The organism is Pseudomonas sp. NY15463 (assembly GCF_048068415.1).
Classification (GTDB): domain Bacteria; phylum Pseudomonadota; class Gammaproteobacteria; order Pseudomonadales; family Pseudomonadaceae; genus Aquipseudomonas; species Aquipseudomonas mosselii_C.
The window spans coordinates 176,848-203,580 of record NZ_JBLUQD010000006.1; the positions used below are offsets into that span (position 1 = coordinate 176,848).

23 protein-coding genes and 1 other RNA gene are annotated in these 26,733 nt (G+C 62.9%); 19 read left to right on the top strand and 5 right to left on the bottom strand.

The genetic code is table 11. The annotated features are described in order from the left end of the window. Window positions 1-40 precede the first annotated feature (40 nt). The 4 genes from ACNFIC_RS16705 to ACNFIC_RS16720 form a co-directional block, all read right to left on the bottom strand. A complete protein-coding gene (locus ACNFIC_RS16705) occupies window positions 41-619 on the bottom strand; it encodes a BON domain-containing protein (RefSeq protein ID WP_138219898.1) in 579 nt (192 codons plus the stop codon). Next, window positions 616-1,209, bottom strand: a complete 594-nt coding sequence (locus ACNFIC_RS16710) for a phosphoheptose isomerase (protein ID WP_138219899.1) — start codon at window positions 1,207-1,209, stop codon at window positions 616-618. Before ACNFIC_RS16710 ends, ACNFIC_RS16705 begins: the two co-directional genes overlap by 4 nt. An 88-nt stretch (window positions 1,210-1,297) precedes the next feature. Further along, window positions 1,298-1,669, bottom strand: a complete 372-nt coding sequence (locus ACNFIC_RS16715) for a YraN family protein (protein ID WP_416781467.1) — start codon at window positions 1,667-1,669, stop codon at window positions 1,298-1,300. Further along, the gene (locus tag ACNFIC_RS16720; RefSeq protein WP_416781468.1) at window positions 1,669-3,486 is read right to left on the bottom strand and encodes a penicillin-binding protein activator; all 1,818 of its coding nucleotides are present in this window, start codon (window positions 3,484-3,486) and stop codon (window positions 1,669-1,671) included. The genes ACNFIC_RS16715 and ACNFIC_RS16720 overlap by 1 nt, the downstream gene beginning before the upstream one ends. Window positions 3,487-3,692: 206 nt before the next feature. On the opposite strand from ACNFIC_RS16720, the gene rsmI reads away from it, so the two are divergent. The 18 genes from rsmI to lpxC all read left to right on the top strand — a co-directional run bounded on the left by rsmI (window position 3,693) and on the right by lpxC (window position 23,130). Then, a complete protein-coding gene (gene rsmI / locus ACNFIC_RS16725; protein WP_416781469.1) occupies window positions 3,693-4,583 on the top strand; it encodes a 16S rRNA (cytidine(1402)-2'-O)-methyltransferase in 891 nt (296 codons plus the stop codon). A gap of 67 nt (window positions 4,584-4,650) precedes the next feature. Beyond that, window positions 4,651-5,010: RNase P RNA component class A (gene rnpB / locus ACNFIC_RS16730), an RNA gene on the top strand. Between the two features lie 309 nt (window positions 5,011-5,319). After that, window positions 5,320-5,775 (top strand): division/cell wall cluster transcriptional repressor MraZ, encoded by a 456-nt coding sequence (mraZ, locus tag ACNFIC_RS16735; protein WP_004575120.1) that lies wholly within the window; start codon window positions 5,320-5,322, stop codon window positions 5,773-5,775. Further along, a complete protein-coding gene (gene rsmH, locus ACNFIC_RS16740) occupies window positions 5,772-6,719 on the top strand; it encodes a 16S rRNA (cytosine(1402)-N(4))-methyltransferase RsmH (RefSeq protein ID WP_416781470.1) in 948 nt (315 codons plus the stop codon). The genes mraZ and rsmH overlap by 4 nt, the downstream gene beginning before the upstream one ends. After that, a complete protein-coding gene (gene ftsL, locus ACNFIC_RS16745) occupies window positions 6,716-7,009 on the top strand; it encodes a cell division protein FtsL (RefSeq protein WP_054899260.1) in 294 nt (97 codons plus the stop codon). The genes rsmH and ftsL overlap by 4 nt, the downstream gene beginning before the upstream one ends. Continuing rightward, window positions 7,009-8,739, top strand: coding sequence for a peptidoglycan D,D-transpeptidase FtsI family protein (locus ACNFIC_RS16750; RefSeq protein ID WP_171030959.1), 1,731 nt, complete (start codon window positions 7,009-7,011; stop codon window positions 8,737-8,739). The genes ftsL and ACNFIC_RS16750 overlap by 1 nt, the downstream gene beginning before the upstream one ends. Further along, a complete protein-coding gene (locus tag ACNFIC_RS16755) occupies window positions 8,739-10,226 on the top strand; it encodes a UDP-N-acetylmuramoyl-L-alanyl-D-glutamate--2,6-diaminopimelate ligase (RefSeq protein ID WP_138219904.1) in 1,488 nt (495 codons plus the stop codon). The genes ACNFIC_RS16750 and ACNFIC_RS16755 overlap by 1 nt, the downstream gene beginning before the upstream one ends. Continuing rightward, window positions 10,219-11,586: a UDP-N-acetylmuramoyl-tripeptide--D-alanyl-D-alanine ligase gene (locus tag ACNFIC_RS16760; protein WP_138219905.1), complete on the top strand. Its 1,368-nt coding sequence runs from the start codon at window positions 10,219-10,221 to the stop codon at window positions 11,584-11,586. The genes ACNFIC_RS16755 and ACNFIC_RS16760 overlap by 8 nt, the downstream gene beginning before the upstream one ends. Then, on the top strand, window positions 11,586-12,668 hold the full coding sequence (mraY, locus tag ACNFIC_RS16765) for a phospho-N-acetylmuramoyl-pentapeptide-transferase (protein ID WP_138219906.1): 1,083 nt from the start codon (window positions 11,586-11,588) through the stop codon (window positions 12,666-12,668). Before ACNFIC_RS16760 ends, mraY begins: the two co-directional genes overlap by 1 nt. Before the next feature lie 6 nt (window positions 12,669-12,674). Then, window positions 12,675-14,021 (top strand): UDP-N-acetylmuramoyl-L-alanine--D-glutamate ligase, encoded by a 1,347-nt coding sequence (gene murD / locus ACNFIC_RS16770; protein ID WP_138219907.1) that lies wholly within the window; start codon window positions 12,675-12,677, stop codon window positions 14,019-14,021. After that, the gene (gene ftsW, locus ACNFIC_RS16775; RefSeq protein WP_138219908.1) at window positions 14,018-15,232 is read left to right on the top strand and encodes a putative lipid II flippase FtsW; all 1,215 of its coding nucleotides are present in this window, start codon (window positions 14,018-14,020) and stop codon (window positions 15,230-15,232) included. The genes murD and ftsW overlap by 4 nt, the downstream gene beginning before the upstream one ends. Continuing rightward, complete coding sequence (murG, locus tag ACNFIC_RS16780) at window positions 15,222-16,301, top strand: undecaprenyldiphospho-muramoylpentapeptide beta-N-acetylglucosaminyltransferase (RefSeq protein WP_138219909.1); 1,080 nt, start codon at window positions 15,222-15,224, stop codon at window positions 16,299-16,301. The genes ftsW and murG overlap by 11 nt, the downstream gene beginning before the upstream one ends. Continuing rightward, window positions 16,294-17,742 (top strand): UDP-N-acetylmuramate--L-alanine ligase, encoded by a 1,449-nt coding sequence (gene murC, locus ACNFIC_RS16785; RefSeq protein WP_138219910.1) that lies wholly within the window; start codon window positions 16,294-16,296, stop codon window positions 17,740-17,742. Before murG ends, murC begins: the two co-directional genes overlap by 8 nt. Further along, window positions 17,739-18,695, top strand: a complete 957-nt coding sequence (locus ACNFIC_RS16790) for a D-alanine--D-alanine ligase (protein ID WP_138219911.1) — start codon at window positions 17,739-17,741, stop codon at window positions 18,693-18,695. The genes murC and ACNFIC_RS16790 overlap by 4 nt, the downstream gene beginning before the upstream one ends. A 6-nt stretch (window positions 18,696-18,701) precedes the next feature. Next, entirely contained in the window at window positions 18,702-19,571 is an 870-nt protein-coding gene (locus ACNFIC_RS16795) for a cell division protein FtsQ/DivIB (protein ID WP_138219912.1), read from the top strand. Between the two features lie 14 nt (window positions 19,572-19,585). Next, window positions 19,586-20,854 carry a cell division protein FtsA gene (ftsA, locus tag ACNFIC_RS16800; RefSeq protein WP_138219913.1) on the top strand — a complete coding sequence of 423 codons (1,269 nt, stop codon included), beginning with the start codon at window positions 19,586-19,588 and terminating at the stop codon, window positions 20,852-20,854. A gap of 55 nt (window positions 20,855-20,909) precedes the next feature. Next, the gene (ftsZ, locus tag ACNFIC_RS16805) at window positions 20,910-22,106 is read left to right on the top strand and encodes a cell division protein FtsZ (protein WP_003251871.1); all 1,197 of its coding nucleotides are present in this window, start codon (window positions 20,910-20,912) and stop codon (window positions 22,104-22,106) included. A 112-nt stretch (window positions 22,107-22,218) separates the two neighbouring features. Further along, window positions 22,219-23,130 carry a UDP-3-O-acyl-N-acetylglucosamine deacetylase gene (lpxC, locus tag ACNFIC_RS16810; RefSeq protein WP_138219914.1) on the top strand — a complete coding sequence of 304 codons (912 nt, stop codon included), beginning with the start codon at window positions 22,219-22,221 and terminating at the stop codon, window positions 23,128-23,130. 61 nt (window positions 23,131-23,191) lie between these two features. Here the strand turns inward: lpxC and ACNFIC_RS16815 are convergent, their stop codons facing one another. Beyond that, complete coding sequence (locus tag ACNFIC_RS16815; protein WP_416781471.1) at window positions 23,192-23,647, bottom strand: DUF721 domain-containing protein; 456 nt, start codon at window positions 23,645-23,647, stop codon at window positions 23,192-23,194. Window positions 23,648-23,965: 318 nt separating this feature from the next. Here ACNFIC_RS16815 and secA point away from each other — a divergent pair, with 318 nt between their 5' ends. After that, window positions 23,966-26,701, top strand: coding sequence for a preprotein translocase subunit SecA (gene secA, locus ACNFIC_RS16820; RefSeq protein WP_416781472.1), 2,736 nt, complete (start codon window positions 23,966-23,968; stop codon window positions 26,699-26,701). Window positions 26,702-26,733 lie beyond the last annotated feature (32 nt).

Here is a 26,733-nt window from a genome sequence, read left to right on the forward strand (position 1 = left end):
CGACAGATTGTAAGGGCGGGCCTGTACGGCAATGATGAAATCAGTCGATGTACTCGAACAGACGGACGATCTTCTGCACGCCGGAAACACCCTGTACCACGCTGGTGGCGGCGTTGCCTTCGCGCTGGGTCACGAGGCCCAGCAGGTAGACGATGCCATTCTCGGTAATCACTTTGACGCGCGAGCCAGGGACATTGGCGTCAGCCAGCATCTGGGTCTTGATCTTGGTGGTCAGCCAGGCGTCGTTGTTACGCGCCAGGATCGAGGAGGGCTGCATGACTTGCAGTTCGTTGTGGACTTTCTTGACCCGTTGAACCTGGCTGGCTGTCTGCTCGGCGAGGGCCTTGAGGTCGGCGCGCGGGGTTTGGCCGGCCAGTAGCACGACGCCGTTGTAGCTGCTGACAACGATGTGCGAGCCGGTGTCCAGGTCCGGGTTGGCCTTGGCGATGTTGACCGCCGCCTTGGTTTCGATCAACGAGTCGTCGATCTTGCTGCCGATGGTGCGGGTGCCACGGTCATCCTCGATGGGTGAGTCGCGGGCCGACGTCAGTACCGAACTGCAGCCAGAAATGCTCAGGCATAGGGTCAGGGTTATCAGGCCGAGGTGCTTGGGGATCATTCTTCACTCCCGAACAGTTGGCTGTCGATCAAGTCGCACAGACAGTGGATCGCCAGCAGGTGGACTTCCTGAATACGTGCAGTGACCGAAGAGGGCACGCGAATCTCCACGTCCTCGGGCAGCAGCAGCGAAGCCATACCGCCGCCGTCACGTCCGGTCAATGCTACGACAATCATTTCGCGGTCATGTGCGGCCTGGATCGCCTGAATCACGTTGGCCGAGTTGCCGCTAGTGGAGATCGCCAGCAGAACGTCGCCGGGTTGGCCCAGGGCGCGGATCTGCTTGGAGAAGACTTCGTTGTAGCTGTAGTCGTTGGCGATCGAGGTGAGGGTGGCGCTGTCGGTGGTCAGGGCGATGGCTGGCAGGCTCGGACGCTCGCGCTCGAAGCGGTTGAGCAACTCCGAGGAAAAGTGCTGAGCGTCGCCGGCAGAGCCGCCGTTGCCACAGGTGAGGATCTTGCCCTCGCTGAGCAGGGCGTTGACCATGACCAGGCTGGCCTGCTCGATGTGAGGTGCCAGGATGTCCATTGCCTGTTGCTTGGTGTCGATGCTGGCCTGGAATAGCCGGCGAATTCGGGATTGCATGTCCATCTGGTGTGACCTTAAGAGGGGCGGTGGCCTTTGCTACGCGCAACAAGGACCAGCCCGCGAAACATAGAGCAAAAAAATCGGTATGGGTTCAGCACTCGAAGGCGTTTTTGAGCCAAAGGAGCGGTTGCCCAGCATGCCCTTGGCCCTGCAGGGCGACAACGTCGAAGCGGCAGGGGTGGGCGGCCCAGCGGGGTTCATGTTGCAGGAAAAGGTTGGCGGCAAGCACCAGACGCTTCTTCTTGCGCCCATCGATACTGCCGAGCGCGCCGCCGAAGTCCGCGTGCAGCCGGTAGCGGACCTCGGCGAATACTACTGTATCGACGTCGAGCATGACCAGATCAAGCTCGCCGCCCTTGCATCGCCAGTTGCGCGTGAGCAGTTTCATACCTTGGCCCTGGAGGAAGTCCAGGGCCTGGTCTTCGGCTGCTGCGCCCGCGCGGGTTGGCGAGGGGTGTGGCATCAGCGCGCAGTGTCCGGCAGACGTTTGATCTGGCCGCCGGAGAACTCGGCCCATGGCAGTTGGCGCTCGACACGCTGGTTGGCGTTGACGGTCAGGCTACCCGACAGGCCCTCGACACGGTTGTCTGGCAGTGCCTTGAGCTGGCCCAGGCGTGGCGCGAGGCTGTACGCGTCGACGCCCATCGCGTACAGGCGACCCAGGCTGCCAGCGGCCTGTGGCCACTGCTGCACCACCTGCTGGCGCAGGCTGTTGGTGTTGTCCAGCAGCCACGGCGTTTCGCAGAAGCGGATGCCGTTCATGTCGTTGTACTGGTTCACGTCACCGCTGGCGCTGTACAGGTTGGAGGTAGCGTAGACCGGCACGTCACCGGCGTACTGGAAGTTCAGGGTCGGCTTGATCTGTTGAGCCTGCTGCGGGGTGGCGGCGAGGAACAGGAAGTCGATGTCCTGGCGGCGCGACGGCTGCGCCGCGATATTCCCGCCGACGGTGCTTTGCAGGCTCTTGGCGCGGCCTTCGCTTTGGCGCAATTGGAACAGCTCGGCGATCTGTTGAGCCAGGGCGACCGGTTGGGCGATGCGCTCGGCGGCGAGCAGGGTGCCGCCATTGGCTTGCCAGTCCTGGCGGAACGCGGCCAGTACGCGATCGCCCCATTCGCCGCTCGGCACCAGCGCCACGGCGCGGACCATGCCATCGGCGCGGGCACGGCGGGCGACTTCACGCGCCTCGTCCTCGGCGGCAAGGCCGAACTGGAACAGCTGCGGCGGCGCTTTCTGGCCGGCGTCGGCGTAGTTCAGGGCCAGGGTGGTAATCGGCAGTTGCGGGTAGGCGGCGAGTTTCTTGACCAGCGGTTTTTCCAGCGGGCCAACTACCAGTTGCACGCCAGCGGCCTGGGCCTGGCGGTAGAACTCATCCAGCGAGGTGATGCGCGAGCTGTCGAACACCTGCACGGCCGGAGCCGGCTGGCCAGCTTTCTGGGCCTGGAAGTGGGCAGCCATGAAACCATCGCGCAGCGCACGGGCAACGCCTGCCAGGGGACCTTCCTGGGGCAGCAGCAGGGCGATCTTGGTCAGCGGCTGGCTGGCCAGCTCCTTTAGCTTGATCAGTGCGGTAGGCAGTTGCTTGGCGGCTGGATGATCGGGGTGCTGGTTGCGCCAGGTATCGATGGCTGCCTGCTGTTGCTCCAGCGTGCCGGCGCTCTTGACGGCGAAGGCAAGGCCAGTCCAGCCGGCCAGGGTGGCGTCATTCGAGGGCTGCTGGAGTTGCTCGGCCGGCAGTGCAGCGACCAGCGTCCAGATGGCATCGTTGTTGGTGCTCGCGGCCTGGTCGCTGAGCAGAGCCCCAAGCAGTACGCGTTGCTGGGCGGCGGCCAGGGCCTGGCCGTCGGCTTCGAGGGCAGCAGCGTGGACGCTATAGGTACGTACTTGCTGCTCGGCGGGCAATTCGCCGATGCGTTGCAGGCTTGGATGCGACAGGGCGGTCAGCGCGGCTTTGGGCTGGTTGCGGCTCATGGCAAGCTCGGCGGTCAGCGTGGACGCGAAGACTTGCTGGGCCGGTTTGAGCGCGTCCAGCGGGACCTGTTCGAGGATCCGCGCCGAGCGTGGGAAGTCCTTCTGTTTATAGGCCATGTCGGCGGCGCTCAGGCGCAGCAGGGCTGCATCCTCGGCAGACTTGCTGGAGGCCGCTTTGTCGAGCAGTTGCTCGATACTGGCGTCCGGGGTGCGTGGCAGCTCGCCAAGGCTGGATGAGGGCGAGCTGGCGCAGGCTGCCAGCAGGGCAGCGAGGCAGAGGGCTGAGATCAGCCGCAGGCAAGCGATCATGTAATAGTCCTGTTACTCGATCAAGTTGGCCGCCAATTGTACCCAAGCACCAGTGGCCTGTGTGGCTAATTCGCGCCACGCGAAGGGTTGTCCGGGCGAGCGGTTACGTTGAGGGTTCACTATAGGTGGCCTGGGCGTGGTGGGCGGCAAAGTTCTTTGCGACCTGTTGCCGGTGGCCGGGCTACAATGGCGCCTTTTGATCCACGATGCAGGTGCGCGCAGTGACAGATGTTGCAGGGGCTTCGAAATCCACCTTGGGTACGCTTTATGTCGTCGCAACGCCCATCGGCAATCTCGACGACATGAGCGCTCGGGCGCTCAAGGTACTCGCCAGTGTCAGCCTGATCGCCGCCGAAGACACTCGCCATTCGGTGCGCCTGCTTCAGCATTTCGGCATCGATACACCGTTGGCGGCGTGTCATGAACATAACGAACGCGACGAGGGCGGGCGCTTCATCACTCGCCTGCTGGCCGGCGACGATGTTGCGCTGGTGTCCGATGCCGGTACGCCACTGATTTCCGATCCTGGCTATCACTTGGTACGTCAGGCGCGCGCGGCCGGGGTACAGGTAGTCCCAGTGCCGGGGCCCTGTGCGCTGATCGCGGCATTGTCGGCGGCCGGGCTGCCGTCGGATCGCTTTATCTTCGAAGGCTTCCTGCCGGCCAAGACGGCCGGGCGCAGGGCGCGCCTGGAGCAGGTGCGGGAAGAGCCGCGCACGTTGATCTTCTATGAGGCCCCGCACCGTATCCTGGAATGCCTCGAGGACATGGAGGCGGTATTCGGGGCTGAGCGCCCGGCGCTATTGGCTCGCGAGCTGACCAAGACCTTCGAGACGCTCAAGGGGTTGCCGCTTGCGCAATTGCGTGCGTTCGTCCAGGGCGACAGTAACCAGCAGCGTGGCGAGTGCGTGGTGTTGGTCGCCGGCTGGAGTGCGCCAGAAGGCGAGCAGGCGGTCAGTGTCGAGGCACAGCGCGTGCTCGACCTGCTGTTGGCGGAAATGCCGCTCAAGCGTGCGGCTGCGTTGGCGGCGCAGATCACCGGAGTGCGCAAGAACCTGCTTTATCAACTGGCACTGGAAAAACACAAGCCCGAATGATGGCATTGCGACATCTTTTGTCACATCGCTTGTTCTTGGCCGCGCCTGCCGGTAACCTTGGCGGCGGAGAGTCGATCGGACAGTCGCTGCCGTCTTTTGTTCCGCAAAAAACGGGGGAGGAAAGTCCGGGCTCCATAGGGCAGAGTGCCAGGTAACGCCTGGGAGGCGCGAGCCTACGGAAAGTGCCACAGAAAATAACCGCCTAAGCACTTCGGTGCCGGTAAGGGTGAAAAGGTGCGGTAAGAGCGCACCGCACGGCTGGCAACAGTCCGTGGCTAGGTAAACCCCACTCGGAGCAAGACCAAATAGGGTTCCATACGGCGTGGCCCGCGTCGGAACCGGGTAGGTTGCTAGAGGCGTCCAGTGATGGCCGTCGTAGAGGAATGACTGTCCTCGACAAAACCCGGCTTACAGATCGACTCTCCACCTCTTCCTGCCCTGCTGGAATCGATAGCAGAGGCCCCTTCGTAATACCGAAAAAATCTTACTCTTAATAATTCACTTTAACTTCACACTCTATCCGCTTGAGTGCATTTGATTTTTCCCTCTCTTTTTCTTGTCGGTTACTCGTTCCGTCTTCGTTTGTTGCGCTAAATCTCCGTCCTGTAAGGGTTTTCCTTATGAACGCGCCTTGACGGTGTGGCGGACGGATTCCTATAGTGTGCGCAAGTGGCAGAAAGTGGGATGAAGTGGGTTTTCTGACACAAAAAAGCTACCATTGTGGGGAATCGCAGCCGTGTTCCGCGGAGCCAATGCCGTCAGTCTCGATGCCAAGGGCCGTCTCGCCATGCCGAGCCGGTACCGTGACGAGCTCGATTCGCGTTGCAACGGTCAGCTGATCGTGACCATCGACGCGGTGGATCCCTGCTTGTGTGTTTATCCCCTCGATGAGTGGGAGCAGATAGAAGCCAAGTTGCGCGCCTTGCCATCCTTGCGTGAGGAAAACCGTCGCCTGCAGCGCTTGCTGATCGGTAACGCGGTTGACCTGGAGCTTGATGGCAGTGGGCGTTTTCTGGTGCCGCCCCGTTTGCGCGAATACGCCAAGCTCGACAAAAAGGCGATGCTGGTGGGGCAACTGAACAAATTCCAGCTGTGGGATGAGGATGCCTGGAACGCGGTTTCGGCAGCCGACCTTGCAGCTATCCAACAACCGGGTGCCATGCCCGATGAATTGCGTGACCTGATCCTGTGACCATAGATAGCGGCTTCAACCACATCACCGTCCTGCTCGACGAAGCTGTCGAGGCACTGGCCCTGCGCGCCGACGGTTGCTATCTGGATGGCACCTTCGGGCGGGGCGGCCACAGTCGCCTGATCCTCAGCAAGCTCGGGCCGCAAGGTCGGCTGCTGGGGTTCGACAAGGACCCACAGGCGATTGCCACGGGGCAAGCGCTGGCGGCCGAAGACGGCCGCTTTGTCATTGTGCAGCGCAGCTTTGCCGAGCTGGGCCAGGAAGTCGCGGCGCGCGGGCTGGACGGTAAGGTCAGCGGGATCTTGCTCGACCTGGGCGTGTCCTCGCCGCAGTTGGATGATCCCGAGCGTGGTTTCAGCTTCCTCAACGACGGCCCGTTGGACATGCGCATGAACCCGGACCAAGGCATCAGTGCCGCCGAGTTCATCGCGACCGCCGCGGAAGAAGAAATCGCCCGCGTCTTTAAAGAGTACGGTGAAGAGCGCTTCGCCAAGCGCATGGCCCGCGCCGTGGTGTTGCGCCGCGAGCAGCAGCCTTTCACCCGCACCGCCGACTTGGCGGAAGTGCTCAAGGTCGCCAACCCGGCCTGGGAAAAGGGTAAGAACCCCGCTACCCGTGCTTTCCAGGGCCTGCGTATCCACGTCAACAATGAACTGGGCGATCTCGAAGCTGGCCTTGAGGCTGCTATCGACGCCCTTGAAGTGGGCGGTCGCCTGGCGGTGATCAGCTTCCACTCCCTCGAAGACCGCATCGTCAAGTTGTTCATGCGCAAGCTCGCCAAAGGCGAGGCCGATAACCTGCCGCGTAACCTGCCCGTGCAGCACAAGGTATTCGAGCCGAAGATCAAGCTGATCGGCAAGGCGCAGTTCGCCTCCGATGAAGAACTCAAGGCCAACCCGCGGTCGCGCAGCGCCGTCATGCGGGTGGCGGAGAAGCTTCGGTGAGCCGGCTGTTCGCCAAACCTCTGCCAGGCGGAAGCTTCCTGATGCTTCTGCTGTTCGTCGGCGTGCTCGTTTCGGCGATTGCGGTGTCGTACAGCGCGCACTGGAATCGCCAATTGCTGAACACCCTGTATGGCGAATTGAACGAGCGCGACAAGGCCCAGGCCGAATGGGGCCGTTTGATTCTCGAACAAAGCACCTGGACAGCCTCCAGCCGTATCGAGAACCTGGCCTCCGAGCAGCTGAAAATGCGTGTGCCGGCGGCTGACGAAGTGCGGATGGTCGCGCCATGATGAAGCTCGAAGGCGCACTCTACCCCTGGCGCTTCCGGGTGGTGATCGGCTTGCTGGCCCTGATGGTCGGTGCGATCTGCTGGCGCATCATCGACTTGCAGGTGGTCGACCGCGACTTCCTCAAGGGGCAGGGTGACGCCCGCAGCTTGCGACATATTCCCATTCCCGCGCACCGTGGGTTGATCACCGACCGCAACGGCGAGCCACTGGCGGTCAGTACGCCGGTCACTACGCTGTGGGCCAACCCCAAGGAAATGCAGGCCTCCAAGGACCGTTGGCCACAGTTGGCCGCAGCGCTTGGGCAGAACCCGCAGCAATTGACCGAGCGCCTCACCCAGCAGGCCAGCAAAGAGTTCATCTACCTGGTCCGTGGCCTGACCCCGGAGCAGGGGCAGCATGTGCTCGGGCTGAAAGTACCGGGCGTTTACGGCCTGGAAGAGTTCCGTCGGTTTTATCCGGCCGGCGACGTCACCGCCCATATGGTCGGTTTCACCGACCTTGACGATCATGGTCGTGAAGGCGTCGAGCTGGCGTATGATGAATGGCTCGCCGGTGTGCCGGGCAAGCGCCAGGTGATCAAGGACCGGCGCGGTCGGCTGATCAAGGACATTCAGGTAACCAAGAACGCCAAGGCCGGAAAGACCTTGGCGTTGTCGATAGACCTGCGCCTGCAATACCTGGCGACCCGCGAGCTGCGCAACGCCATCGCTGAACAGGATGCCAAGGCCGGTAGCCTGGTGATCATGGACGTCAAGACCGGCGAGGTCCTGGCCATGGTCAACCAGCCGACCTACAACCCCAACAACCGTCGCAGCATGTTCCCGGCGGCCATGCGCAACCGGGCGATCATCGACGTGTTCGAGCCGGGTTCCACGGTCAAGCCGATTTCCATGAGTGCGGCATTGCAGAGCGGTCGCTGGAAGCCGACCGACAAGGTCGAGGTGTATCCCGGCAGCCTGCAGATCGGTCGCTACACGATCAAGGACGTTTCCAAGAGCGAAGGTCCGATCCTCGACCTGACCGGCATCCTGATCAACTCCAGTAACGTGGGGATGAGCAAGGTCGCCTTCGACATCGGCGGCGAGGCGATCTATCGGGTCATGTCCCAGCTGGGCCTGGGCCAGTACACCGGCCTCGGTTTCCCGGGTGAGCGGGTCGGCAACTTGCCCAATCACCGCGAATGGCGCAAGGCCGAGACGGCAACGCTGTCGTACGGCTACGGCGTGTCGGTGACCGCCCTGCAACTGGTGCATGCCTACGCGGCGCTGGCCAACGACGGCAAGATGGTGCCGCTGTCGATCCTCAAGGTCGACAAGGCGCCGGAGGCCGTGCAGGCGATCCCGAAGGAGACCGCCGAAACCATCCAGGGCATGTTGCAGCAAGTGATCGAGGCACCGCGAGGCGTATACCGCGCGCAGGTGCCGTTCTACCACGTCGCTGGCAAGTCCGGTACGGCGCGTAAGGCCACCGTGGGCTCCAAGGGCTACACCGAGAACGCCTACCGCTCGCTGTTCGCAGGCTTCGGCCCGATGAGCGATCCGCGCTACGCGATCGTCGTGGTCATCGATGAACCGGGCAAGGGCGGTTACTTCGGCGGCCTGGTCTCGGCTCCGGTATTCAGCAAAGTGATGTCGGGCACCCTGCGTCTGATGAATGTGCCGCCAGACAATCTGCCGCCGCCATCGACCCAGCAAGCCGCAGCAGTACCCGCCAACGGAGGGCGTGGATAATGACGATGCCATTGAGCAAGCTGTTCGCCCAGGCCAGCCGCGACCCGTTGATTCGTGAACTCACCCTGGACAGCCGTCAGGTACGCCAGGGCGACTTGTTCCTTGCCGTGCCTGGTGCCAAGGTCGATGGCCGTGCGCACATCGCCGACGCGCTGGCCCGTGGTGCCGCCGCGGTCGCCTATGAAGAACAGGGCGCGACCGTACTGCCGCTCACCGACGTGCCGTTGATTCCAGTCAAGGGCCTGATCGGCCAGCTGTCGCAGATCGCGGGGCGTTTTTATGGTGAGCCGAGCCGCCAATTGAATCTGGTCGGCGTTACCGGCACCAATGGCAAGACCAGTGTCACGCAACTGGTGGCCCAGGCGCTCGATGTGCTGGGACAGCGTTGCGGGCTGATCGGCACACTGGGCACAGGTTTCTACGGCGAGCTGCAAAGCGGGCGGCTGACTACCCCGGATCCGATTGCCGTGCAGGCGACCCTGAACGACCTGAAAAAGGCCGGCGCCAAGGCTGTGGCCATGGAGGTGTCCTCGCATGCACTGGAGCAGGGACGGGTGGCGGCGTTGGAGTTCGACATCGCGGTGATGACCAACCTGTCCCGCGACCATCTCGACTACCACGGCAGCATGCAGGCCTATGAGGCCGCGAAGGCCAAGCTGTTTGCCTGGCCGAGCCTGCGCTGCCAGGTGGTGAACCTGGACGACGCATTCGGTTGCCGCCTGGCGGACGACTTCGCCCGCCGCCCTGTTGCCGATCATATCGAGACCCGGCTGCTCAGCTATAGCCTGGAAAACCCGGACGCGTCGCTGTACTGCCGAGAAGCCCACTTCGATGACGATGGCGTGCGCGCCATCCTCGTCACCGCCCAGGGTGAGCGCACCCTGCGCAGCCAATTGCTCGGGCGTTTCAACCTGAGCAACCTGCTGGCTGCGGTGGCCACGCTGCTGGCGCTGGACTACCCACTGGATGAAATTCTCAAGGTCACCGCGCAGTTGCAGGGCCCGGTTGGCCGCATGCAGCGCTTAGGTGGCGGTGCCAAGCCGTTGGTGGTGGTCGATTACGCGCACACCCCGGACGCCCTGGAGAAGGTGCTGGGCGCCCTGCGTCCTCACGCTCACGGCAAGCTGCTGTGCCTGTTCGGCTGTGGCGGCGACCGTGATCGCGGCAAGCGCCCGCTGATGGCCGAAGTGGCTGAGCGTCTGGCCGACCGTGTGCTGGTCACCGACGACAATCCACGTACTGAAGACCCGCTGCGTATCTTCGACGACATTCGTCCCGGTTTCGCCAACCCGGCCGGTGTCGAGTTCGTCGCTGGGCGCGGCGAGGCCATCGCACACCTGATCGCCACCGCTGCTGCCGACGATGTGATCGTGCTGGCTGGCAAGGGGCATGAGGATTATCAGGAGATCGACGGCCAGCGGCACGCCTTCTCCGACCTGATCGAAGCCGATAAGGCACTTGCAGCCTGGGAGGCTCCACATGCTTAAGCCCATGACACTCAGCCAACTCAGTGCAGGCCTGTCCGGGCGTCTGGTCGGTCCTGATGCCTGCTTTACCGGCGTCAGCATCGACAGCCGAAGCGTCAGTGAAGGCCAACTGTTCGTCGCGCTGGCTGGCCCGCGTTTCGATGGGCATGACTACCTGGCCGACGTGAAGGCCAAGGGAGCAGTCGCTGCGCTGGTCGAGCGCGAAATCGAAGGCGTCGAGTTGCCGCAACTGGTGGTCGCCGACTGCCGCCTGGCCCTTGGGCAGCTTGGTGCGTTGAACCGCGCCGCTTTCGACAAGCCCGTGATTGCCATCACCGGTTCCAGCGGCAAGACCACGGTCAAGGAGATGCTCGCCTGCATCCTGCGTACGCGTGGCCCGGTGCACGCGACCCGTGGCAACCTCAACAACGACCTCGGCGCGCCGCTCACCTTGCTGGAAATCGCCCCCGAGCACAGCGCCGCAGTGATTGAACTGGGCGCTTCGCGCATTGGCGAGATCCGCTATACCGTCGGCCTCACCCAACCCCAGGTGGTGATCATCAACAATGCCGGCACCGCCCATGTGGGCGAGTTCGGTGGGCCAGAGAAGATCGTCGAGGCCAAGGGTGAAATTCTCGAAGGCCTGGGCGAGGGGGGCACCGCCATTCTCAACCTGGCCGACAAAGCCTTTGATGTGTGGCGCAAGCGCGCCGGCAATCACCGGATCGTCAGCTTCGCCTTGGACAATCCGCAGGCTGATTTCCATGCCAGCGATATCGATCGCGATGTGCGTGGTTGCCCCTCGTTCATCCTGCACGGCCGAGATGGCAGCGTGAAGGTCCAATTGAACCTGCTGGGCACGCACAACGTTAGCAACGCCCTGGCCGCCGCTGCCGCAGCAGATGCCGTTGGTCTGAGCCTGAGTGGCATTGCCGCAGGCCTCGAAGCCGTGCAACCGGTCAAGGGCCGTAGCGTGGCGCAGATCGCTCCGAACGGCGTGCGCGTGATCGACGACAGCTACAACGCAAATCCCACCTCGATGTGTGCGGCCATTGATATACTCGCCGGCTTTTCCGGGCGCACCGTTCTGGTGCTCGGGGATATCGGCGAGTTGGGGCAATGGGCCGAGGAAGGCCACCGCCAAGTGGGTGATTACGCCCGTGGCAAGGTCGACGCAGTGTACGCAGTGGGAACCAACATGGCTCACGCGGTCCAAGCGTTCGGCGCCAATGGCCGCCATTTCACTACTCAAGCTGAGCTGATCGACGCCGTTGGCGCCGAGACAGGCAGCGACACCACTATCTTGATCAAGGGCTCGCGCAGCGCTGCGATGGAAAACGTCGTGGCGGCATTGTGCGGGCCTAGCGGGGAGAAACATTAATGCTGCTGCTGTTGGCTGAGTATCTGCAACAGTTCTACAAGGGCTTCGCGGTCTTCCAGTACCTGTCGCTGCGCGGGATTCTGGGGGTGCTGACCGCGTTGTCCCTGGCCCTGTGGCTGGGCCCGTGGATGATCCGTACCCTGCAGATCCGCCAGATCGGTCAGGCCGTGCGTAACGACGGCCCGCAATCGCACCTGTCCAAATCGGGTACTCCAACCATGGGCGGTGCGCTGATTCTTTCCGCCATCGCCATCAGCACGCTGCTGTGGGCCGACCTGAGCAACCGCTATGTGTGGGTGGTACTGATCGTCACGCTGCTGTTCGGTGCCATCGGCTGGGTCGACGACTACCGCAAGGTGATCGAGAAGAACTCCCGCGGCCTGCCGAGCCGCTGGAAGTATTTCTGGCAGTCGGTGTTCGGCCTGGGTGCCGCGATCTTCCTCTACAAGACCGCCCCCACCAGCGTCGAGACCACGCTGATCGTGCCGATGCTCAAGGATTTCACCATCCCGCTGGGCGTGGGCTTCGTGGTGCTGACCTACTTCGTGATCGTCGGTTCGAGCAACGCGGTCAACCTGACTGACGGCCTCGACGGTCTGGCGATCATGCCAACCGTGATGGTCGGTGGTGCCCTGGGCATCTTCTGCTACCTGTCGGGCAACGTGAAGTTCGCCGAGTATCTGCTGATCCCTTACGTGCCAGGCTCGGGCGAGTTGATCGTGTTCTGTGGCGCACTGATTGGCGCAGGCCTTGGTTTCCTGTGGTTCAACACCTACCCGGCCCAGGTGTTCATGGGTGACGTCGGTGCGCTGGCGCTGGGCGCAGCCCTCGGCACCATCGCCGTGATCGTGCGCCAGGAAATCGTGTTGTTCATCATGGGCGGTGTGTTCGTGATGGAAACCCTGTCGGTGGTGATCCAGGTGGCTTCGTTCAAGCTCACCGGTAAGCGCGTGTTCCGCATGGCGCCGATTCACCACCACTTCGAACTCAAGGGCTGGCCCGAGCCACGCGTGATCGTGCGCTTCTGGATCATCACGGTGATCCTGGTGCTGATCGGCCTTGCCACCCTGAAACTGAGGTAAACGAGCGTGTCACTGATCGCTTCCGACCAATTCCGCATCGTTGTCGGCCTCGGCAAGAGCGGCATGTCCCTGGTTCGCTTCCTGGCGAACCGGGGCATTGCCTTTGCGGTCGCCGACACCCGCGAGCAACCGCCGGAACTGGACACCCTGCGCCGTGATTACCCGCAGGTGGAAGTGCGCTGTGGCGAACTGGACGTGGACTTCCTGTGCCGTGCCAACGAGCTGTATGTGAGCCCCGGCCTGGCCTTGGCCACCCCGGCCCTGCAGCAGGCTGCGGCGCGTGGCGTGACGCTGTCCGGCGACATCGAACTGTTCGCCCGCCACGCCAAGGCGCCGATCGTGGCCATCAGCGGCTCCAACGCCAAGAGCACGGTCACCACCCTGGTCGGCGAAATGGCCGCTAAGGCTGGCAAGCGTGTGGCGGTGGGCGGCAACCTGGGGACCCCGGCGCTGGACCTGCTCGATGACAACGTCGAGCTGTACGTGCTGGAGTTGTCGAGCTTCCAGCTCGAAACCACAGACCAGCTCAATGCCGAAGTGGCGACGGTGCTGAACATCAGCGAAGACCATATGGACCGCTACAGCGGCCTGCCGGCCTACCACTTGGCCAAGCACCGGATCTTCCGTGGTGCGCGCCAGGTAGTGGTCAACCGCCAGGACGCCTTGAGCCGTCCGCTGCCGGTCGAAGGTCGTCCATGCTGGACTTTTGGTCTCAATCAACCGGACTTCAAGGCTTTCGGCCTGCGTGAAGTGGACGGTGAAAAATACCTGGCGTTCGAATTCCAGACGCTTATGCCGGTACGTGAGCTGAAGATTCGCGGTGCGCACAACCAGAGCAACGCCTTGGCCGCGCTTGCCCTGGGTCACGCCGCAGGTCTGCCATTCGAGCCGATGCTCGAAGCGCTGCGCGAATTCAAGGGTCTGGCCCATCGCTGCCAGTGGATCCGCGAGCGCAACGGGGTGAACTGGTACGACGATTCCAAGGCTACCAATGTTGGCGCCGCACTGGCCGCCATCGAAGGACTGGGCGCCGATATCGACGGTCAACTGGTGCTGATCGCCGGTGGCGATGGCAAGGGCGCGGACTTTGCCGCGCTGCGTGCACCGGTCGCCCAGCATTGCCGCGCCGTGGTGCTGCTGGGGCGTGACGCCGAGCGGCTGGCCGAAACACTCAAGGATGGCGTGCAACTGGTGCGCGTGCAGACCCTGGACGAGGCCGTGCAACGCTGCGCCGAACTGGCCCAGCCCGGCGACGCCGTGCTGCTGTCGCCTGCTTGCGCCAGCCTGGACATGTTTAAGAACTTCGAAGAACGCGGGCGTCTGTTCGCCCAGGCGGCGGAGGGGCTGGCATGATCTTCGGCATCCTCAAGCCTTACCCATCGCCGCTGATCAGCGGCCGAGGCATCGACCTCGATTTCCCGCTGCTGGCCGGTTGTCTGGCGCTGTTGGGCCTGGGGCTGGTGATGATCACCTCGGCGTCCTCGGAAGTGGCTGCGGTGCAGTCAGGCAACCCGCTCTACCACATGTTCCGCCACCTGGTTTACGTGGCCCTTGGCCTGGGGGCCTGTGGCATGACCATGCTGGTGCCGATCGCCACCTGGCAGCGCATGGGCTTCATGATGCTGGTGGGGGCGTTCGGGTTGCTGGTCATGGTGCTGATCCCCGGTATTGGCCGCGAAGTAAACGGCTCGATGCGCTGGATCGGCTTCAGTTTCTTCAACGTTCAGCCTTCGGAGATCGCCAAGGTCTTCGTGGTGATCTATCTCGCCGGTTATCTGGTGCGCCGCCAAACCGAGGTGCGCGAAAGCTGGATGGGCTTCTTCAAGCCTTTCATCGTGCTGCTGCCGATGGCCGGCCTGCTGCTGATGGAGCCGGACTTTGGCGCCACCGTGGTGATGATGGGCGCCGCCGCCGCCATGCTGTTCCTGGGCGGGGTGGGATTGTTCCGGTTCTCGTTGATGGTGGTGCTCGCAGTGGTCTCGGTGGTGATCCTGGTTCAGGCCCAGCCTTACCGGATGGCGCGTTTGATCACCTTCACCGACCCGTGGTCGGATCAGTTCGGCTCGGGCTACCAGCTGACCCAGGCCCTGATCGCGTTCGGGCGCGGCGAGTGGCTGGGCGTGGGGCTGGGCAACAGCGTACAGAAACAATTCTACCTGCCCGAGGCACACACCGACTTCGTGTTTTCGGTGCTGGCCGAGGAGCTTGGCGTGGTCGGCTCATTGCTGACCATCGCGCTGTTCGTGTTCGTCACTGTACGTGCGTTGTACATCGGCCTGTGGGCCGAGAAGGCCAAGCAGTTCTTCGCGGCCTACATGGCGTTTGGCCTAGCGTTCCTGTGGATCGGCCAGTTCCTGATCAACATTGGCGTGAACGTCGGGCTGTTGCCGACCAAAGGCCTGACACTGCCGTTCCTCAGCTACGGGGGCAGCTCACTGGTGATCTGCTGCGCCTGCGTAGGGTTGTTGCTACGCATCGAGTGGGAAAGTCGAACGCACTTCGGCAGCGAAGAGCACGAATTCAACGAAAGCGATTTTGCCGAGGAGACCAATCATGGCCGCTGACGGCAAGAACGTACTGATCATGGCCGGTGGTACCGGTGGCCATGTGTTCCCGGCACTGGCCTGCGCCCGTGAGTTCCAGGCCCGCGGCTACACCGTGCACTGGCTCGGCACTGCGCGCGGTATCGAGAATGAGCTGGTGCCCCAGGCGGGTCTTGAGTTGCACCTGATCCAGGTTGGCGGTCTGCGTGGCAAGGGTAAGCTGTCGCTGCTCAAGGCACCGTTCACCCTGGTCAAGGCCGTGCTTCAGGCGCGGCGCATCGTGCGTGCGCTCAAGCCTGTCTGTGTGGTCGGCTTCGGCGGCTATGTGACTGGCCCCGGCGGTGTGGCCGCGCGCCTGTGCGGCGTGCCGCTGGTGATACACGAACAGAATGCGCGTGCCGGCACCACCAACCGCCTCTTGCTGCCGTTGGCCGCGCGGGTGTGCGAAGCCTTCCCGGGCACGTTCAGCGCGAGCGACAAGCTGCGTACCACCGGCAATCCGGTGCGCCCTGAGCTGTTCATGGACGCGCAGCGCGCACCGCTGGCCGAGCGCCGTGCACGGCTTTTGGTCATGGGCGGCAGCCTGGGTGCGGAACCCTTGAACAAATTGTTGCCTAAGGCCCTGTCCGAAGTGCCGGCCAGCCTGCGCCCCGAGGTATTCCACCAGGCTGGCAAGCATCATGCGCCGGTCACCGCCGAGCGTTACCAGGAGGCCGGGGTCAAGGCCCAGGTCGAGCCGTTCATCAAGGACATGGCCCATGCCTATGGCTGGGCCGATCTGGTCGTCTGCCGTGCCGGTGCGCTGACCGTCAGCGAGCTGGCCGCCGCAGGCCTGCCGTCGATGCTGGTGCCGTTGCCGCACGCCATCGACGACCACCAGACCCACAACGCCCAATACCTGGCTGGTGAAGGTGCTGCCTTCCTCATGCCACAAGCGACAACTGGCGCAGCGCAACTCGCTGAACGCCTGAACGAGGTGCTGATGCAACCCGAGAAACTCAACGCCATGGCTGGTACTGCCCGCCGCCTGGCCAAACCTGCTGCAACCAGCACCGTGGTCGATATCTGCCTGGAGGTGGCCCATGGTTGAAAGCCAGAAAGCCATGCCGCAACCGAAGATGGGCCGTATCCGCCGTATTCACTTCGTCGGGATCGGCGGAGTGGGCATGTGCGGGATTGCCGAGGTGTTGCTGAACCTGGGCTATGAAGTGTCCGGCTCTGACCTCAAGGCATCGCCGGTCACCGAACGCCTGGAGTCGTTCGGCGCCGAGATCTTCGTCGGTCACCGCGCCGAGAACGCCGCCACCGCCGATGTGCTGGTGGTATCCAGTGCGATCAACCCGGCCAACCCGGAAGTCGCCACCGCCCTGGAACGTCGCATTCCTGTGGTGCCGCGCGCCGAGATGCTCGCTGAGCTGATGCGCTATCGCCACGGCGTAGCGGTGGCCGGCACTCACGGCAAGACCACTACCACCAGCCTGCTGGCCTCGGTATTCGCTGCCGGCGGCCTGGACCCCACCTTCGTCATCGGTGGCCGCCTGACCGCAGCCGGCACCAACGCGCAGTTGGGCACCAGCCGTTACCTGATCGCCGAAGCCGATGAAAGCGACGCCAGCTTCCTGCACTTGCAACCTATGGTCGCGGTGGTCACCAACATCGATGCCGACCACATGGCCACCTACGAAGGTGACTTCAACAAGCTGAAGAAGACTTTCGTCGAGTTCCTGCACAACCTGCCGTTCTATGGGCTGGCCGTGATGTGCCTGGACGATCCGGTGGTGCGCGAGATCCTGCCGCAGGTCAAGCGTCCGACCGTCACCTATGGCTTTAGCGAAGAAGCCGACGTGCGCGCGATCAACGTGCGTCAACAGGGCATGCAGACCCACTTCACCGTACTGCGCCGCGACTGCGCGCCGCTGGAGGTGTCGGTCAACATGCCGGGCAACCACAACGTACTCAACGCCTTGGCCACCATCGCCATCGCCACCGACGAGGGCATCAGCGACGAGGCCATCATCCAGGGCCTGTCGGGCTTCCAAGGGGTCGGTCGACGCTTCCAGGTCTACGGCGAGCTACCCGTCGATGGCGGCAGCGTGATGCTGGTGGACGACTACGGCCACCATCCGACCGAAGTCGCCGCGGTGATCAAGGCCGTGCGTGGCGGCTGGCCGAGCCGGCGCCTGGTGATCGTCTACCAGCCGCACCGCTACAGCCGTACCCGCGACCTGTACGACGATTTCGTGCAGGTGCTGGGCGATGCCAACGTATTGCTGCTGATGGAAGTCTACCCGGCTGGCGAAGAGCCGATCCCCGGCGCCGACAGCCGCCAGCTGTGCCACAGCATTCGCCAGCGCGGCAAGCTGGACCCGATCTACATCGAACGTGGCGCCGAACTCGCGCCGTTGGTCAAGCCGCTGCTGCGCGCTGGCGACATCCTGATCTGCCAGGGTGCCGGTGATGTCGGTGGGTTGGCCCCGCAACTGATGAAAAGCCCGCTGTTCGCAGGCGCCAAGCAGGAGAAGTCGAAATGACCCGCGCCTATGACAAGCTGCATTCCACCCTCGACATAAAGGCCTTCGGCCGCGTCGCCGTGCTGTACGGTGGCAAAAGCGCCGAGCGTGAGGTGTCGCTCAAGTCCGGCGCGGCGGTGATCGAGGCGCTGACGGCTGCCGGTGTCGACGTGGTCGGCATCGATGTGGGCGACGACCTGCTGGCGCGCCTGCAGAGCGAAAAGATCGATCGCGCCTTCATTATCCTGCACGGCCGTGGCGGTGAGGACGGCAGCATGCAGGGCCTGTTGGAGTGCCTGGGTATTCCTTACACCGGCAGCGGCATTCTTGCCTCGGCGCTGGCCATGGACAAGCTGCGCACCAAGCAGGTGTGGCAGAGTCTGGGCATTCCCACGCCGCGTCATGCGGTGCTGGCCAGCGAGCACGATTGTGTAAAGGCCAGTACGGAACTGGGCTTCCCGTTGATCGTCAAACCTGCCCATGAAGGTTCCAGCATCGGCATGGCCAAGGTGAACAGCGAACAGGAATTGATCGCTGCCTGGAAAGATGCCGCCCACTACGATTCGCAAGTCCTGGTCGAACAATGGATTCACGGCCCGGAATTCACCATCGCCGTGCTGCGTGGCCAGGTGCTGCCGCCGATTGCCCTGGGCACGCCTCACGTGTTCTACGACTACGACGCCAAGTACATCGCCAATGACACCCAGTACCGCATTCCGTGCGGCCTGGACAGCGTCAAGGAGCAAGAGCTGATCGACCTGACCGCGCGCGCCTGCGATGCCGTTGGCATCGAGGGCTGGGGGCGTCTGGACGTGATGCAGGACGAGCAGGGCCGGTTCTGGCTGCTCGAAGTCAACACCGCACCGGGCATGACTGATCATAGCCTGGTGCCCATGGCGGCCCGCGCGGCCGGCCTGGACTTCCAGCAACTGGTGCTGGCGATCCTGGCCGACAGCGTAGCGACGCGAGGTTAAGCAGCCATGCAGGGCGCGATGATACGTCAGCAGCAACCCGTTACCGGCCGAAGCAAGCCGGTGCCGCGTGGTGCCAGCCGACTGGTGGCCGACGAGCCCGTATCGGCGCGCCTGCCACGGCCGAGCTTCGGCGGCCTCAAGCGCCTGCTGTGGCCGGTGCTGCTGGTGGCCGCAGGCTTCGGCGCCTACGAAGGCGCGGTTCGCCTGATGCCGTATGCCGACCGTCCGATCACCAAGATCGCTGTGCAGGGCGACCTGAGCTACATCAGCCAGCAGGCGGTACAGCAGCGAATCGCCCCCTACGTGGCCGCGAGCTTCTTCACCGTGGACCTGGCGGCGATGCGCATGGAGCTTGAGCAGATGCCTTGGATCGCCCATGCCGAAGTGCGTCGGGTGTGGCCGGACGAGGTCGTGGTGCGCCTCGAAGAGCAACTGCCGGTGGCGCGCTGGGGCGATGAGGCCCTGCTCAACAACCAGGGCCAGGCTTTCACCCCGCGCGAGCTGGCCAACTACGAGCACCTGCCGCAGTTGTTCGGGCCGCAGCGCGCTCAGCAACAGGTCATGCAGCAGTATCAGGTATTGAGCCAGATGTTGCGCCCCATGGGCTTTTCCATTGCGCGCCTGGAGCTGCGCGAGCGCGGCAGCTGGTTCCTGACCACTGGCGCCGGCAGCGCAGGGCCAGGTATCGAATTGCTGCTGGGGCGTGATCATCTGGTGGAGAAGATGCGCCGTTTCATTGCCATTTACGACAAATCGCTTAAAGACCAGATCACCAATATCGCCCGCATCGATCTGCGTTATTCCAACGGACTTGCCGTTGGTTGGCGGGAACCGAATGCACCGACGACGGCCCAACCCGCCGTTGCGAAGAATTAGAGAGAGGCAGGACCATGGCAAACGCGCATAGCGGCAAAATGATCGTCGGGCTGGACATCGGCACCTCCAAGGTGGTGGCGCTGGTGGGCGAGGTCGGCGAAGACGGCACCCTGGAGATCGTGGGCATCGGCACCCACCCATCGCGCGGCCTGAAGAAAGGCGTGGTGGTGAACATCGAGTCGACCGTGCAGTCGATCCAGCGCGCTGTGGAAGAGGCCCAACTGATGGCCGGCTGTCGCATCCACTCGGCGTTCGTTGGCGTGGCTGGCAACCACATCCGCAGCCTGAACTCCCACGGCATCGTCGCCATCCGCGACCGTGAAGTGAGCATGGCCGACCTCGAACGTGTGCTCGACGCTGCCCAGGCTGTGGCCATTCCGGCCGACCAGCGCGTGCTGCACACCCTGCCGCAGGACTACGTGATCGACAACCAGGAAGGCGTTCGCGAGCCGCTGGGCATGTCGGGCGTGCGCCTGGAAGCCAAGGTCCACGTGGTCACCTGCGCCGTCAATGCCGCACAGAATATCGAGAAGTGCGTACGCCGCTGTGGCCTGGAAATCGACGACATCATCCTCGAACAGTTGGCTTCGGCCTATTCGGTGCTGACCGACGATGAGAAAGAACTCGGCGTGTGCCTGGTGGACATCGGGGGTGGCACCACCGACATCGCGATCTTTACCGAAGGCGCGATTCGCCACACCGCGGTGATCCCTATCGCGGGCGACCAGGTCACCAACGACATCGCCATGGCTCTGCGTACACCGACGCAGTACGCCGAGGAGATCAAGATCCGTTACGCCTGTGCCCTGGCCAAGCTGGCTGGCGCTGGCGAGACCATCAAGGTGCCGAGCGTGGGCGATCGTCCACCGCGCGAGCTGTCGCGCCAGGCCCTGGCAGAAGTGGTCGAGCCTCGTTACGACGAGCTGTTCACCCTGATCCAGGCCGAGCTGCGCCGCAGCGGCTACGAGGACCTGGTGCCCGCCGGTATCGTCCTCACCGGCGGTACCGCGAAGATGGAAGGCGCCGTGGAACTGGCCGAGGAAATCTTCCACATGCCGGTACGCCTTGGCGTGCCGCACAGCGTTCGGGGCCTGAGCGACGTGGTGCGCAACCCGATCTATTCCACCGGCGTGGGCCTGCTCACCTACGGCTTGCAGAAGCAGTCCGAAGACCTGGTCATGACCGGTATCAGCAACAGCAGCAACAGCAATAACAGCTATGGCGATGAACCCAAGGGGCCAGTGCTTGAACGACTCAAGCGTTGGGTCCAGAGCAACTTCTGAGTTTCAAAGCAGTAGTGGTAGGCGCGACAACTAGAGAACTGTAAGGAGAGGGAAAATGTTCGAGCTCGTAGACAACGTCCCGCAAAGCCCGGTCATCAAGGTGATCGGCGTCGGCGGTGGCGGCGGCAACGCCGTCAACCACATGGTCAAAAGCAGCATCGAAGGCGTCGAGTTCATCTGCGCCAACACCGATGCTCAAGCGCTGAAAAACATTGGCGCACGCACCATCCTGCAACTAGGCACCGGCGTGACCAAGGGCCTGGGTGCGGGGGCCAATCCAGAGGTCGGCCGTCAAGCCGCGCTGGAAGACCGTGAGCGCATCGCCGAAGTGCTGCAAGGCACCAACATGGTGTTCATCACCACCGGCATGGGCGGCGGTACCGGTACCGGTGCTGCGCCGATCATCGCCGAAGTCGCGAAAGAGATGGGTATCCTCACTGTTGCGGTAGTGACCCGTCCGTTCCCGTTCGAAGGCCGCAAGCGCATGCAGATCGCCGATGAAGGCATCCGTATGCTCGCCGAGAGCGTCGACTCGCTGATCACCATCCCCAACGAGAAGCTGCTGACCATCCTGGGCAAGGATGCAAGCCTGCTGTCCGCTTTCGCCAAGGCTGACGACGTGCTGGCCGGCGCCGTGCGCGGCATCTCCGACATCATCAAGCGTCCGGGCATGATCAACGTCGACTTTGCCGACGTGCGTACCGTAATGGGCGAGATGGGTATGGCGATGATGGGTACCGGCTGCGCCAGCGGTCCGAACCGTGCGCGTGAAGCTACCGAGGCGGCGATTCGCAACCCACTGCTCGAAGACGTCAACCTGCAGGGCGCCCGTGGCATCCTGGTGAACATCACCGCCGGACCGGACCTGTCGCTGGGTGAGTACTCCGACGTGGGTAGCATCATCGAGGCCTTCGCCTCCGACCACGCCATGGTCAAGGTCGGTACTGTGATCGACCCGGACATGCGCGACGAGCTGCACGTCACCGTCGTGGCCACCGGTCTGGGTGCACGCATCGAGAAGCCGGTCAAAGTCGTCGACAATACCCTGCAAACTGCCCAGCAGGCTTACGAGGCCTCTAACCCGGCCCCGGTTCGCCAAGAGCAGCCAGCGGTCAACTACCGCGACCTGGAGCGTCCGACCGTGATGCGCAACCAGGCTCACGCCGGTGCCGCCGCAGCCGCTAAACTCAACCCTCAGGACGATCTGGACTACCTCGATATCCCAGCCTTCCTGCGTCGCCAGGCCGATTGATGGAATTTATCAGGGGTATAAGGGTGATTGGTGTTCAGCAAAGGCCGGGTCTGTTATTATCCCCAGCCTTTGTTGATACCTGTTCGCAATTTGCGCTGAAGCGGCCAATGCCATGATTAGACAACGCACCCTGAAGAATACCATCCGTGCCACAGGTGTCGGCCTGCACTCCGGGGAGAAGGTCTACCTGACCCTCAAGCCTGCGCCTGTCGACACCGGCATCGTCTTCCGTCGCGCCGACCTTTCTCCTGTCGTGGAGATTCCGGCGCGCGCAGCCAATGTCGGCGAGACCACCATGTCCACGACACTGGTCAACGGTGACGTCAAAGTCGATACGGTCGAGCACTTGCTCTCCGCCATGGCGGGCCTGGGCATCGATAACGCCTACGTCGAGCTCTCCGCCTCGGAAGTGCCGATCATGGATGGCAGCGCCGGTCCCTTCGTATTCCTGATTCAATCGGCTGGCCTGGAAGAACAGGACGCCGCGAAGAAGTTCATCCGTATCCTGCGCGAAGTGACTGTGGAAGAGGGCGACAAGCGCGCCACTTTCCTGCCGTTCGACGGGTTCAAGGTGAGCTTCGAGATCGACTTCGATCACCCGGTCCTCAAGGGCCAGACCCAAAGTGCGGTCGTTGACTTCTCGAGCACCTCGTTCGTCAAGGAAGTCAGCCGCGCCCGTACGTTTGGCTTCATGCGTGACATCGAGTACCTGCGCAAGCACAACCTTGCGTTGGGTGGCAGTGTCGAGAACGCCATCGTGGTGGACGAGACCGGTGTGCTCAACGAAGACGGCCTTCGTTCCGATGACGAGTTCGTCAAGCACAAGATCCTCGACGCCATCGGCGACCTCTATCTGCTGGGCAACAGCCTGATCGGCGAGTTCAAGGGCTACAAGTCCGGGCACGCGCTGAACAACCAGCTGCTGCGCAAGCTGATCGCAGAAACTGACGCCTGGGAAGTGGTTACCTTCGAAGATGCCAGCACGGCACCGATCTCGTACATGCGCCCTGTTGCGGCCGTGTAAGTTCGAACACTCTCTAGTTCATTGAGGCCACCTTCGGGTGGCCTTTTTTATGGGCGCTCGCTCAGGGCTTGTCCTGGGCGTGGGCTGCCAAGCGTTCCAGCGCGGCCTTGAGCTTCGGATCGCTGATGCCTTCGGCAGAGGCGTGAATACTGTTGGCCGCTTGTTGCGACAGGACAGGAGCGTGCCCTTCACGTTTGGCGGGCACCAAAGGTGGCTGGACCTTGAAGATGATACGGCTCAGGTTGGCGAACGCCTCCATGCCTTGCAGTTGGCGTTGCAGGCGCTTTTGCTGATAGCGCAGGCGCGTGGCCCAGTGGCCGTCGGTAACCACCAGCAGCAACGTGCCGTCTTTCCACGATGCCACATGGCAGTGCTCGCGGGCAGCCGGTTGCAGCTGGCTTTCCAGCAGGCGCTGTAGGTGTTCCAGGCGTTCGGCCTGATTGAGCAGCAGGCGCAGTGGGCGGGCCTTGCGCAACAGCGCCGAAGGCTGGTGGGCGGAGGAGGGTTTGTAGGCCATGAATGTACGCAGACGGTTACAAGATCGGCAGTCTATCAGTTGAGCCCCGGGTATGGGCGGGCATCGTGCTCGGTCTGCGCTAAGCGGGCTTTTGATGCACGTCATGCTCGGCACGTTTCATCTTTACGCACCTTGAACTTGCGGAAAAAGCCCCTATGTTATTCAAGCCCCCTAAAAGCGCTGTGCCAGCATCGTGGAAATCCACCACTTTCCTCACCATCGTTTCCGGGTAGAATGCTCGTTCGCATGCGGCCTTAGGGCTGCACGGGCGACTCACGGGGCCGCCCTCCATCCCTACGTGTGGAAGATCCTGCCGATATGTTTGCGCCTTTGTTAAAGAAACTTTTTGGAAGCAAGAACGAGCGTGAAATCAAGCGCATGCTCAAGACGGTGAGCACCGTCAATGCCTTCGAAGAGAAGATGGTCGCCCTCTCCGACGAGCAACTGCGTGGCAAGACCGCAGAGTTCAAGGAGCGTCTGGCCAAAGGCGAAACGCTCGACCAACTGTTGCCTGAAGCGTTTGCCGTGGCCCGTGAGGCCGGCAAGCGTGTCATGGGCATGCGCCACTTCGACGTCCAGCTGATCGGCGGCATGACCCTGCACGAAGGCATGATCGCAGAAATGCGTACCGGTGAAGGCAAGACCTTGGTCGGTACCCTGGCCGTCTACCTCAACGCGCTGTCCGGCAAGGGCGTGCATGTGGTCACGGTCAACGACTACCTGGCCCGTCGCGACGCCAACTGGATGCGCCCGCTGTACGAGTTCCTTGGCCTGAACGTGGGCATCGTCTCGGCCTTCCAGCCGCCGGAAGAAAAACGTGCGGCCTACGCCGCCGACATCACCTACGGCACCAACAACGAGTTCGGTTTCGACTACCTGCGCGACAACATGGCGTTCAGCCAGGACGAGAAGTTCCAGCGTGAGCTGAACTTCGCGGTGATCGACGAAGTCGACTCCATCCTCATCGACGAAGCGCGTACCCCGTTGATCATCTCCGGCCAGGCCGAGGACAGCTCCAAGCTGTACATCGAGATCAACCGCCTGATCCCGCGTCTGACCCAGCACATCGAGGAAGTCGAAGGCCAGGTGACTCAAGAGGGTCACTACACCATCGACGAGAAGAGCCGTCAGGTCGAGCTGAACGAAGCTGGGCACCAGTTCATCGAGGACATGCTGACCCAGGCGGGCCTGCTGGCCGAAGGTGAAAGCCTGTACTCGGCGCACAACCTTGGCCTGCTAACGCATGTCTATGCCGGGCTGCGTGCGCACAAGCTGTTCCACCGTAACGTCGAATACATCGTGCAGGACGGCCAGATCCTGCTGATCGACGAACACACCGGTCGGACCATGCCGGGCCGCCGCCTCTCCGAGGGTCTGCACCAGGCCATCGAAGCGAAGGAAAACCTGAACATCCAGGCCGAGAGCCAGACCCTGGCCTCGACCACCTTCCAGAACTACTTCCGTCTCTACACCAAGCTGTCCGGCATGACCGGTACCGCTGACACCGAAGCGTTCGAGTTCGCCCAGATCTACAACCTCAATGTGATGGTCATCCCGCCAAACAAGCCGTTGGCGCGCAAGGACTTCAACGACCTGGTGTACCTGACCGCCGACGAGAAGTACGCCGCGATCATCGCCGACATCAAGGAAAGCATGGCCCAGGGTCGTCCGGTGCTGGTCGGTACCGCGACCATCGAAACCTCCGAGCACATGTCCAACCTGCTCAAGAAGGAAGGCATCGATCACAAGGTTCTGAACGCCAAGTACCACGAAAAAGAAGCCGAGATCATCGCCCAGGCCGGTGCGCCGGGTGCGCTGACCATCGCCACCAACATGGCTGGCCGTGGTACCGACATCCTGTTGGGTGGTAACTGGGAGGCCGAAGTGGCCGCCCTGGACAACCCGACCCCCGAGCAGATCGCCCAGATCAAGGCCGACTGGCAGAAGCGTCACCAGCAAGTGCTGGAGGCCGGTGGCCTGCACGTGATCGCCTCCGAGCGCCACGAGTCCCGTCGTATCGACAACCAGTTGCGCGGCCGTGCCGGCCGTCAGGGCGACGCCGGCTCCAGCCGCTTCTACCTGTCGCTGGAAGACAGCCTGATGCGCATCTTCGCCTCTGATCGGGTGAAGAACTTCATGAAGGCCTTGGGCATGCAGTCCGGCGAGGCCATCGAGCACCGCATGGTCACCAATGCCATCGAGAAAGCCCAGCGCAAGGTCGAAGGCCGCAACTTCGACATCCGCAAGCAACTGCTCGAATACGACGACGTGGCCAACGAACAGCGCAAGGTGATCTACCACATGCGCAACAGCCTGCTGGCCGCAGAAAACATCGGCGATACCATCGCCGAGTTCCGTCAGGAAGTGCTCGATGCCACCATCAGCCAGCACATTCCGCCGCAATCGCTGCCCGAGCAGTGGGACGTGGCCGGCCTGGAAGCTTCCCTGGCCAGCGACTTCGCCATGAAGCTGCCGATCCAGCAGTGGCTCGACGAGGACGATCACCTCTACGAAGAGACCCTGCGCGAGAAGCTGCTCAAGGAAATCACCGACGCCTACAACGAGAAGGAAGACCAGGCCGGTCTCGACGCCCTGCGTACCTTCGAGAAACAGATCCTGCTGCGCGTGCTGGACGACCTGTGGAAAGACCACCTGTCGACCATGGATCACCTGCGCCATGGTATCCACCTGCGTGGCTATGCGCAGAAGAACCCGAAGCAGGAGTACAAGCGCGAGTCGTTCACCCTGTTCCAGGAGTTGCTGGAGTCGATCAAGCGCGACACCATCCGTGTGCTTTCGCACGTTCAGGTACGTCGCGAAGACCCGGCAGAAGAAGAGGCGCGCCTGCGCCGCGAAGCCGAGGAACTGGCCAGCCGCATGCAGTTCCAGCACGCCGCAGCGCCGGGCCTTGAAGGCGAGCAGTTGGCCGATGAGGGCGCTGAAGTCGCCGTCGCCTCCGCCCCTGTACGCAACGACCTGAAGCTGGGCCGTAACGAGCCGTGCTGGTGTGGTTCGGGCAAGAAATTCAAGCATTGCCACGGTCAGATCGAGTGATCTGAGCAGGCTGTGCAAACTGAAATAACCGG

What these genes read in the sequence shown, in the direction of transcription:
- ACNFIC_RS16710 (WP_138219899.1), bottom strand. Translation starts at nt 1,209, where the DNA reads ATGGACATGCAATCCCGAATTCGCCGGCTATTCCAGGCCAGCATCGAC.
- ACNFIC_RS16755 (WP_138219904.1), top strand. Translation starts at nt 8,739, where the DNA reads ATGACGATGCCATTGAGCAAGCTGTTCGCCCAGGCCAGCCGCGACCCG.
- ACNFIC_RS16815 (WP_416781471.1), bottom strand. Translation starts at nt 23,647, where the DNA reads ATGGCCTACAAACCCTCCTCCGCCCACCAGCCTTCGGCGCTGTTGCGC.
- ACNFIC_RS16750 (WP_171030959.1), top strand. Translation starts at nt 7,009, where the DNA reads ATGAAGCTCGAAGGCGCACTCTACCCCTGGCGCTTCCGGGTGGTGATC.
- ACNFIC_RS16715 (WP_416781467.1), bottom strand. Translation starts at nt 1,669, where the DNA reads ATGCCACACCCCTCGCCAACCCGCGCGGGCGCAGCAGCCGAAGACCAG.
- ACNFIC_RS16790 (WP_138219911.1), top strand. Translation starts at nt 17,739, where the DNA reads ATGACCCGCGCCTATGACAAGCTGCATTCCACCCTCGACATAAAGGCC.
- ACNFIC_RS16760 (WP_138219905.1), top strand. Translation starts at nt 10,219, where the DNA reads ATGCTTAAGCCCATGACACTCAGCCAACTCAGTGCAGGCCTGTCCGGG.
- ACNFIC_RS16720 (WP_416781468.1), bottom strand. Translation starts at nt 3,486, where the DNA reads ATGATCGCTTGCCTGCGGCTGATCTCAGCCCTCTGCCTCGCTGCCCTG.
- ftsA (WP_138219913.1), top strand. Translation starts at nt 19,586, where the DNA reads ATGGCAAACGCGCATAGCGGCAAAATGATCGTCGGGCTGGACATCGGC.
- ftsW (WP_138219908.1), top strand. Translation starts at nt 14,018, where the DNA reads ATGATCTTCGGCATCCTCAAGCCTTACCCATCGCCGCTGATCAGCGGC.
- mraY (WP_138219906.1), top strand. Translation starts at nt 11,586, where the DNA reads ATGCTGCTGCTGTTGGCTGAGTATCTGCAACAGTTCTACAAGGGCTTC.
- lpxC (WP_138219914.1), top strand. Translation starts at nt 22,219, where the DNA reads ATGATTAGACAACGCACCCTGAAGAATACCATCCGTGCCACAGGTGTC.
- murG (WP_138219909.1), top strand. Translation starts at nt 15,222, where the DNA reads ATGGCCGCTGACGGCAAGAACGTACTGATCATGGCCGGTGGTACCGGT.
- secA (WP_416781472.1), top strand. Translation starts at nt 23,966, where the DNA reads ATGTTTGCGCCTTTGTTAAAGAAACTTTTTGGAAGCAAGAACGAGCGT.
- ftsZ (WP_003251871.1), top strand. Translation starts at nt 20,910, where the DNA reads ATGTTCGAGCTCGTAGACAACGTCCCGCAAAGCCCGGTCATCAAGGTG.
- rsmI (WP_416781469.1), top strand. Translation starts at nt 3,693, where the DNA reads ATGCAGGTGCGCGCAGTGACAGATGTTGCAGGGGCTTCGAAATCCACC.
- ACNFIC_RS16795 (WP_138219912.1), top strand. Translation starts at nt 18,702, where the DNA reads ATGCAGGGCGCGATGATACGTCAGCAGCAACCCGTTACCGGCCGAAGC.
- ACNFIC_RS16705 (WP_138219898.1), bottom strand. Translation starts at nt 619, where the DNA reads ATGATCCCCAAGCACCTCGGCCTGATAACCCTGACCCTATGCCTGAGC.
- murC (WP_138219910.1), top strand. Translation starts at nt 16,294, where the DNA reads ATGGTTGAAAGCCAGAAAGCCATGCCGCAACCGAAGATGGGCCGTATC.